The sequence below is a fragment of the Candidatus Poribacteria bacterium genome, assembly GCA_016866785.1.
Lineage (GTDB): Bacteria > Poribacteria > WGA-4E.
On record VGLH01000179.1, the window covers coordinates 1 to 6281 of the forward strand.

At 65.1% G+C, this 6281-nt stretch carries 8 protein-coding genes; 1 reads left to right on the top strand and 7 read right to left on the bottom strand.

Features of this window, described 5'->3' with window-relative positions; all coding sequences use genetic code 11:
- Positions 1-260: 260 nt before the first annotated feature.
- From FJZ36_17520 to FJZ36_17550, 7 genes are all read right to left on the bottom strand, one after another.
- Positions 261-1274 (bottom strand): Gfo/Idh/MocA family oxidoreductase, encoded by a 1014-nt coding sequence (locus FJZ36_17520; GenBank protein ID MBM3216699.1) that lies wholly within the window; start codon positions 1272-1274, stop codon positions 261-263.
- A gap of 12 nt (positions 1275-1286) precedes the next feature.
- Complete coding sequence (locus FJZ36_17525) at positions 1287-2630, bottom strand: sulfatase (protein MBM3216700.1); 1344 nt, start codon at positions 2628-2630, stop codon at positions 1287-1289.
- A gap of 38 nt (positions 2631-2668) precedes the next feature.
- Positions 2669-3502 carry a glucose 1-dehydrogenase gene (locus FJZ36_17530; GenBank protein MBM3216701.1) on the bottom strand — a complete coding sequence of 278 codons (834 nt, stop codon included), beginning with the start codon at positions 3500-3502 and terminating at the stop codon, positions 2669-2671.
- Positions 3477-4001: a hypothetical protein gene (locus tag FJZ36_17535; protein ID MBM3216702.1), complete on the bottom strand. Its 525-nt coding sequence runs from the start codon at positions 3999-4001 to the stop codon at positions 3477-3479. Before FJZ36_17535 ends, FJZ36_17530 begins: the two co-directional genes overlap by 26 nt.
- An 86-nt stretch (positions 4002-4087) precedes the next feature.
- Complete coding sequence (locus FJZ36_17540) at positions 4088-5077, bottom strand: aldo/keto reductase (GenBank protein MBM3216703.1); 990 nt, start codon at positions 5075-5077, stop codon at positions 4088-4090.
- Positions 5078-5277: 200 nt separating this feature from the next.
- Entirely contained in the window at positions 5278-5622 is a 345-nt protein-coding gene (locus tag FJZ36_17545; protein ID MBM3216704.1) for a DUF86 domain-containing protein, read from the bottom strand.
- A complete protein-coding gene (locus tag FJZ36_17550; GenBank protein ID MBM3216705.1) occupies positions 5609-5908 on the bottom strand; it encodes a nucleotidyltransferase family protein in 300 nt (99 codons plus the stop codon). Before FJZ36_17550 ends, FJZ36_17545 begins: the two co-directional genes overlap by 14 nt.
- On the opposite strand from FJZ36_17550, the gene FJZ36_17555 reads away from it, so the two are divergent.
- Positions 5909-6281: transposase (locus FJZ36_17555; protein ID MBM3216706.1), on the top strand; the 373-nt coding region annotated here is incomplete at its 3' end.

The window sequence follows — 6281 nt, forward strand, 5'->3', positions numbered from 1 at the left end:
CGACGGATCGTCCGCCCGTCCGACTCGATGGTCTCCTGCGAAGCGCTCCACGACGCCAGGAACTCCGTCGACGAACGCCGATTCAACGTGAACGAGTAGACGGGCTGAACCGTTGCCCCGAAGTGCCGTGACACCCATGCATCCCGGGCTTGCCGCTCGTTGGGCGTCTGCGGTTCCATGTGCGTTCTCTCCTTGCCGGCTCCGTCGCGAGTTGAACTGAGTTCGGACGCAGACTGCGGAGGCGCGTATGGTTCGCGGGCTTAGCCGATCTGTGGGAGCGATTGCGGTTCGCGGGTCTCGATGGCGCGGATGGCAGCAAGCGCGATGCGCGTCGCGCGGACGCCGTCTCGGACGGTCGCGGCGCGTCGGGGCTGCTCGCCCGTCGTGATCCACTCCGCGAATGCTTCGAGCTCCTGCGTGTAGCCGTGAGCGCCCGGCACGTTGCGGACAGGCTCCGGCAGGTCGTCCATCGTGAAGCCCGACGTGTCGGCTCCCCACAGCCGGATCTCCGGCGAAAAGTAGTAGCCCCAGAGCGTCGCCGTGCGCTTGCCGTCGAACACCTGGTAAGCCGCTTTGCCCAAGAGAGCAGGAGTGCCGAAATCGCCGACGACGGCGGAACCCACCGATCCGTTGGCGTATCGGAGCGTGACGCAGACGCTGTCCGTGATAGGGGTGTTCGGGTGCGTGAAGTTCCCGCCCTCCGCGTAGACGACGACGGGCTCCGACTCGTTCAGCCAGTACATCAGGTCGAACAGATGGCATCCCTGGGAGAGCACATTCCCGCCGCCTTCGATGGGATCGTTCGCCCAGTGTCCCTCTCCCCAGTGCGGGTCGATCAACTGGCCCATGGTCACGAGAGGACGGGGAACCACCTCCTTGAGTTTGTCGATGAAGGGCGAGAACCGAGCCTGATACCCGACGATACAGGGGATTCCCGCCTGGGCGACGGCGCGCTCCATCGCGACGAGATCGTCCTCGGTCAGAGCAAGAGGCTTCTCGACGAGGACCGGCTTGCCCGCTTCGGCGGCCGCGACCACCATCGGGCGATGCAGGTGGTGGTGCGTCGCGACGATGACGCCCTGGATCGCGTCATCCGAGAGCAGTTTCGTCCAGTCGGTCGTCGCGTATTCGGCGCCGAACTCGTCACGCGCCTTCTGCGCCGCCGAATCCGAGATGTCCGCGCACGCCCTCAGCCGTACGCCGGGCACATCCGCCATGTATTGCGCGTGCGTTCTGCCCATGCCGCCGCAGCCGATCAGTCCGAGCTCGACCATTGGGACGCCTCCTCAGAAGACGCGACGTAACTGTCCTTGACCGGTTCCGTCCTCCCGGTATCCGTCGCGTTCCGGGATGACGTACCGCGCGAACCACTGATCCATGACGTTCCTCAGCTCGCGGATGCGATCGCGCTGCGCAGGGTCGCCCGACAGGTCGATGCGTTCCTCCGGGTCCTCTGCGAGGTGGTAGAGCTCGTGGGGCCCGTAGGCGTGGCGGTGGACGTACTTCCAGTCGCGGGTTCGCACCATCCGCACGGGTCCGTACTCGTCGAAGACGACGACGTTTTCATGCCCCGACATCGGCTCGCCGCGAAGCGCCGACAGGAAGCTCACGCCGGGCAGGTTGCCGCCTTCGGGAGCATCCAGTCCCATATAGTCGAGGATCGTCGGCATGAAGTCGTATGCGGAGATCATCGCCGTCTCGACGCGCCCCTGCGGGATGGTTCCCGGATGGCTGAAAAGCGCCGGGACGCGGATCGAGTTCTCCCACATGTTGCGGGGATTCGTGCCGTTGCCCTTGCCCCAGAAGCCGTGCTGTCCGCAGGAAAAGCCGTTGTCGCTGAGGAACACGATCAACGTGCTGTCGCGGAGCCCGAGAGCCTCGACGCGGTCGATAATCCGCCCGACGTTGGCGTCCATCGCCGTCACCGCCGCGAAGTAGCCCTTGAGCGATTCCCGGTTCCCGTGATGGCTCGACAGCGCCCCCGACCACGGGTGCGGCGTCTCCTGCGGGCAGGAATCGAACGGGCAGTCGTCGTACGAATCGACGAGGTCCTGCGGGTGTCCTGTCCAGGGGCTGTGCGGCGCGGTGTAGTGGACGGACAGGTAGAACGGCGAGCCGGACGCGGCGTATCGGTCGAGCATGACGATCGCCTCGTCCGTGATGACGTCGGTGACGTAGCCGGGCTCGTTGACGAGCTGTCCGTCCCGCACCATCGGCGCGTTGTTGTAGGGACCGCCGCCGGTCTGGTGGACGAACCAGTCGGTGAAGCCGTTTTGTGGAACCTGGCTGTCGCCGAGGTGCCACTTGCCGCTGATACCGCATGTCCAGCCGTTCCGGGCGAGGACATCCGTGTAGCCCGTCTCGCCTTCGAGGTAGCGGCTGGCGTTGGGTCCGACGTTGCCCTCGCGGATCCAGTCGTGGACGCCGTGCTGGGAGCAGATGCGTCCGGTCAGGAGCGTCGCGCGGCTGGGCGAGCAGACGGGCGTCGCGACGAAGAAGTTCTCGAACCGCGTGCCGGTTCTCGCGAGGCGGTCCATGTTGGGCGTGCGGATCTCCGGGTTGCCGTAGCACCCCGCCGCCCAGACGCCCTGGTCGTCGGTGAGGATGGAGATGATGTTGGGTTTCGCCATCGTGGGTCCTCCCGCACGCCTGGTGGAGAGCCGTCCAATCAGCGTATCGAGGGACCCCCGGCGACGGGAAGCTCCGCCGCCGACACGAACTCCGCCTCGTCGGATGCCAGGAAGAGCACGCCGTTGGCGATGTCCTCAGGCGTCATCAGCCGACCGAAAGGCTGCTGCGCTCCGGCTTCGATGAGCCATTCCTTCGAGCGACCCTCGAGCGCATGGACGGCGACTTCACCCTCGGTGAGAACCCAACCTGTCGTCAGCCAGTTGACGCGGATGTGATCCCGCGCGTAGGCGCGCGCGAGGTTGCGGGTCATCGTGAGCAGCGCGCCCTTCGAGGCGGAATAGGCGAGCAGGTTCGGCGCGCCGCAGTAGCCGTTGCCGCTGCCGACGTTGATGATGGACCCCGACTTCTGCGCCTGCATGTGCGGGATGGCGTACTTGCAGCAGAAGAACGGTCCTCTGGCGTTCACGGCGAAGATGGAATCCCAGAGCTCCGCGGTCGTCGTTTCGAGGGTTCCGCGCGGGAAGATGCCCGCGTTGTTCACGAGGATGTCCAGCTTCCCGAACGCGGCGACCGTCTGCTCGACCAGGTTGCGGCAGTCGTTCTCGCGCGTCAGGTCCGTCCGCACGTAGATCGTGGTTCCGCCCGCCTCGCGGATCTGGGCGGCGACGCGGTTCCCGGCTTCCTCGTTGCGCCCGGACACGGTCACCGAGGCTCCTTCGGCGGCGAGGCGGATCGCCACGCCAGCGCCGACGCCGCTGGTGGAACCGGTGACGATTGCGACTTTGCCTTTGACTCGGCCGCCCAAGATTGCTCCTCTCCGACAGTACCGAGGCGAATCGTCGCACCTACGCAGACGCGTCCTTCGGAGCATCCTCGGCGTCGAGCCAGTAGCGGAGTACCTTCGCGATTTCGTTGGGAAGCTCTTCCGCAGCGCGGCGTACGAAGTCGGACACTTCGCGCTGTTCCGGGTTCAGGGGCGCATACTCGATCAGATCCATGCCGTGAAGCGAATCCAGGTCGCCCTCACCCTCGGCGGGCTCAGGAGCCGCGTCGGGGCTGGGAGCGTCCGGCGTCGACGTCGCTTCGGCGGGAGCGCCAGTCGGCACCGGCTGTTCTGCGACCGGCGTCAGCGCGTCTTCGACCGGCGCCGCGGCAGCCGGAGCCGCCGGCTCAGGCGCAGCAGGCGTGTCTACTGGCGGCGAGCTCGGCTGGGGGGTTGGCGGCTCGCCTGTCTGGGAGCTTGGGCTTGGACTCGAGGGCGCAAGTGCCTGCTCGACAGGAACCGATGGCGGCGGGGGAGGCGTCGGAGCCTGCTCCGGTTCCTCGCCGGCGCCTTTGTCTCGCTTCACGAGTCGGCTGAGTGCTCGCATGGTTCGTACCTTCTGCGGGTTGAGGATCGTTCGATGCGCTTGGGGCGATCCATCCTACAGCTGCCTGCGGTCGGTGACGAAGGCCGTCAGCGCGCGATGCCGGGCCCGCGATAGTGCCGATCGAACGGCAAGCCGAACGGCTCCTCGAACGGACGGAATGGAACCATGGCAGCGATCTCGCCGAGGCGCGTCAGGACATCCGCAGGCAGCGGACCCTTCGCAACGGCGGCGAGATTCGTCTCCACTTCCTCGACGGATCGGACGCCCGAGAGCATCGTCGAGATATCCGGGTTCGACAGCACCATGCGCATGGCGACCTCGGCAATAGGCAGCCCGATCTCGTCCAGAAACGCATAGAGGGCTTGGTACTGTTCACGGCGAGGCGGGCTGAGCCACCACGCGCCGGATCGCACTTCGTCGTCGTAGCGGCGAGCCAGAGCGCCCTGCTGCAGCGGCGACCCGACGATGATGCCCATTCCGCGCCGCCTCGCCTCTGGAATGACGGCGATGAGTGCCTCGCGCCAGAGCAGGCTGTAGTTGAACGCCGTGAGCACGACATCGTATCTGCCGGTCGCGATGACGTGCGGCAGCGTGTAGGCGGTCGTGCCACCGAGCCCTGTAAATCGGGTGATCCCCTGTTCTTTGAGCGAGTCGAGGACGTCGTTCACGGGCCCGTGGAACCCCGACTCGTCGTTCCACCAGTCGTACTGACCGGGGCGATCCGGTTCATGGATCATCAGGATATCGATGTGGTCGCGTCGGAGCAGCCGAAGGCTCTCCTCGACAGACTGGCGCAGTTGCTCGGAGTTCTTGGGATCGAAGGGCTGCGGTCTGCCTCCCAGCTTGGTGGACAGGATGAACGGCTGCGTGACGCCTTCGAGCGCCTCGCCGAGGACTTCCTCGCTGTCCGCGTAGCCCGGAGCCGTATCGACGTAGTTGACGCCCAGCTCGAGGGCACGGCGAACGGCGCGATGCGCCTCCTCGCGCGGTTTGCCGCCGACGCGCGAAACAAAGAGCCCGCCGACGCCTACGACGCTGACCTGGATGCCCGTCTTGCCGAGAGCTCTGTACTCCATGCGTCGCGCTCCTATCCCAGAATGGGGACACCGTAGCACGATTGCCGACGGAACGCACTCCTGGCTGCGGCGATAACTCGGCAGACGGGCACGCTTCGACGCTCATCTACGGACAACCACGCCCGATTGCCCTGGATCAGCCCGTTTTCGGGTGGTTAATGGCGTTGGTGCGTGGGCGGGAGCGTTCGGCAGCGACAAGCTCAAGATTTGCCGGACAGCATTGCCTCCAGCTCTGAGATCAACGGCGGGAGTTCATCCTCGATGATTGTCCACATAGTGTCGAAGTTGGTCATGTCGTAGCCGTGGATCAAGCGGTTGCGCAGGTCCGAGATGTCCTGCCACGGTATGCGTGGAAAGCCGCGTCGCAACTCGTCTGGCACGCGCCTGGCGGCTTCTCCGATCACTTCAAGCAACCGTACCACGGCGAGATTCAGCAGTCTGTCCGTATCCATATCCTCGCGACGGTGGGGGCGTGTGATCTCGACCGCCTCGCGGGCATGGTCCAGCATGTGGCGGATTGCGACGAGCGGATCATGCCGCGTCATAGAGAACTTCCGCCTCGCGCATGACTTCATCGCGGAAGTACCGACTCAGGTCCTCTGGCGTGTTGAGGTCCACCCTTCTGCCGAGGATTTGGGAGAGGTCCCGCTGCATCGCGAAGAACGCGAGTCCGACGCGCGTTCCTGGCTCGAACTCCACGAGAACGTCCACGTCGCTGTCCGGCGCGAAGTCATCCCTCAATACGGAGCCAAACAACGCCAAACGCCGTATCCGGTTCTGACGACAAAATCCCTGGATCTGTGCCAACGGCAAGGCGATCGCGACTCTCATATGGGAATCCCCACGAAGGCTGCGGACGTCGATGATTCAGTGTCTATCTCAATCGACGAATGCAGTTATCCGATAGTCTCCTGTGAGTTCGTCGATTCAGGCGTCTATCGCGTGCAAACGACCGACGATGCCAAGCCGGAACCCAAGCCGGAATCGACGATCTGGGCGGTTCCCGACGACGTGTGGGAGATCATCGAGGAGATTCTGAGCCGCGAGTATCCTCGACATCGGCAAGACCGCAAGCGCGTGCCGCTTCGCCCGGTGTTGGACGGGGTTGTCTACAAGCTGCGCACCGGCTGTCAGTGGAATCGGATCCCCAAGGAATACGGCGACGACAGCACGATCCATCGCCATTTCCAGGCGTGGTGCGAGA